Here is a 2,157-nt window from a genome sequence, read left to right as displayed (position 1 = left end):
TTTTTGGCGGCGACTTCTTCGATCTCGACGCCGCCTTCGGCGCTGGCGATGAGGATGTTGCGGCGGGTGTCGCGGTCGGTGGTGATGGCGAGGTAGAACTCGCTTGCGATATCGACGCCGGCTGCGACGAGGAGGCGGGTGACCGGGAGGCCTTCCGGGGGCGTTTGGGGGCTGACCATACGGTTTGTGAGCATGAACTCGGCGGCTTCGCGGGCGTCTTTGGCGGACTCGACGAGTTTGACGAAGCCGGCCTTGCCGCGGCCGCCGGCGTGGACCTGCGCCTTCACGACGGCGAGTTTGACTGGGTTACCGGGCGTGCTGGCTGCCTCGGTGACGGTGTGGTAGGCGTCGTCTGCCTCGTGGGCGCTCGTGACGACGCGGGCGGAGGGGACTGGGAGACCGAAGGAGGTGAGGAGGTCGCGGGCCTGGAATTCGTGGACTTTCATGGTGTGTTCCTTCGGGTGCGTTTGCGGCGTGGGTGCCGCTCGTTCACTGCGGGAGGGCTGGGTTGCGGGGTGATGATATGGGGGCGGGGGATGGTGTGGAGCTGGTCTGGGCATGGCGCCGTGCGGATGGGGTCAAACGCGGTGCGGGGTGTGACTTAGACTGTGGGCGGAGTGGATTGGCTCGCTGGCGCCTGGGGTGCATGGGGTACATGGGTTGGTGCCGTGGGCGGCCGGTTGGGTGTTTCGGGAAGCGTGATGGCGGATGGCCGCGGGCTTGAGCGATTGGAGCAGAGCGTTGGATACTACGACGATGCGGGAAGAGATCGCGACGGCGCTGGCGCACGAGCGGGAGACGGGCAAGCTTGCGCAGCTTGTTCGTCGCGGGTATCAGAAGGCGGACGCGGCGCTCGACGATGCGGCGTTGACGGCGAAGACCGAGCGTGCGGTGCGGATCGTGCAGGACTATGTGGGCGCGATGCCGGAGGTGATTGAGCGGGCGCTTGCGGCTGCGAAGAAGGAGAGCGTGCTGGATCACGTGCAGCCGATCTTCGACACGGCGATGAGCTACGTGACGGAGAACGTGGACTTCATCCCGGATGAGCTTGGGCTCGCGGGGCTGCTTGACGATGCGTATCTGGTACACGGGCTGATGCAGGAGATCAGCCACCGGCAGCGGGCGCTCACGGGCCGTGAGCTGCTGCCGGAGGGTGTGTTCGACACGAGCCAGCAGATCCGGCGGATGATCGGCGAGCCGACGGCGACGAGGCTTGATGTTGCGGTGGTGGCGTTCGCGCGGCGGCAGAACGTGCGGGAGACGGTTGAGCAGATCGTGGAGAAGATCGGCGGTGCGGGGCTGAGCATGGACCTGCCGAGCGCGGTTGCGTTCCCGAGCGCGGGGGAGACGGATGATCTGCCGAACCTCGAGCTTGGCCAGGCGTCACCCCAGTGCACGGTTTTTTGACTGGGCATCCATTCCTGCAATCGGGGGATGTCGCCGTAGAGCACTGCCTGCCGTAGCGTTTCCGGCAATACAAGCACGGCTGGATCGGGCCACAGCAGTAGCGAGATCAGATAGCTGAGTCGATAGTGCCCCTGAAAGAGGGCAGAGGTTCCTACCTGCATTAAGGAACTCCGCCCCAAGCGCAAAGCTCGAGCGGCAAGACGGGCCATCGTGAGATGGTGAGGCCAGTCGGCATTGCCATGATGTCGCAGGAAAGCCCGCAACTGTTCATGAACCTTTGCTTCCAGCACGTCCTTGCTCCTTAAAGCGTAATGCTGTCCATTGTGACATAGCCGTTCAAGAGTACTCAAGAGTTGACTCACGGCCCTGTCAGTGCAGGGTCGGGCCGGTCTCTTTTCCCTCTGGCAGAATGCTCTAACATGCCACCACCGGTGCTGCTCCCGCTCTACTCCCGAAGCGCGTTCAACTCATCATGGGGGGCGGCTCAGGGCTGACAGTGAGAAGAACTGATCATTCCGTAGGACAAGCGAGAGTCTTGGCAGCAGTTTAAAGTCGGTCATGGATGACTGAGGGCAGTCGCCCAGGACGACTCGACTAAATCATTTGCAGCTCGGCCATCAAATGCTCGACCTGATTCATGACGAGATCGTTAGGGTCTTGGCGCATTAAGGGTAAGAGTTCTCGCAGCACGCGGGGCGAAGCGATTTGCAGATACGACAGCACAGCCTCGCGCACGAATCCGGTGGGATG

The 2,157-nt window shown here is 63.0% G+C and carries 2 protein-coding genes; one reads left to right on the top strand and one right to left on the bottom strand.

Annotation, left to right across the window (positions count from 1 at the left end; translation table 11 throughout):
• A partial coding sequence (locus AAF184_25745; GenBank protein MEO0425759.1) for an ATP-grasp domain-containing protein occupies positions 1–446 on the bottom strand: 446 nt, incomplete at its 3' end.
• Positions 447–741: 295 nt separating this feature from the next.
• On the opposite strand from AAF184_25745, the gene AAF184_25740 reads away from it, so the two are divergent.
• Positions 742–1,407 carry a hypothetical protein gene (locus AAF184_25740; GenBank protein MEO0425758.1) on the top strand — a complete coding sequence of 222 codons (666 nt, stop codon included), beginning with the start codon at positions 742–744 and terminating at the stop codon, positions 1,405–1,407.
• Positions 1,408–2,157 lie beyond the last annotated feature (750 nt).

The sequence above is a fragment of the Pseudomonadota bacterium genome, from assembly GCA_039815145.1.
GTDB lineage: Bacteria > Pseudomonadota > Gammaproteobacteria > Steroidobacterales > JBCBZW01 > JBCBZW01.
The sequence above is the reverse complement of the archived record's forward strand: the minus strand, read 5'-3'. Positions and strand labels throughout refer to the sequence as shown.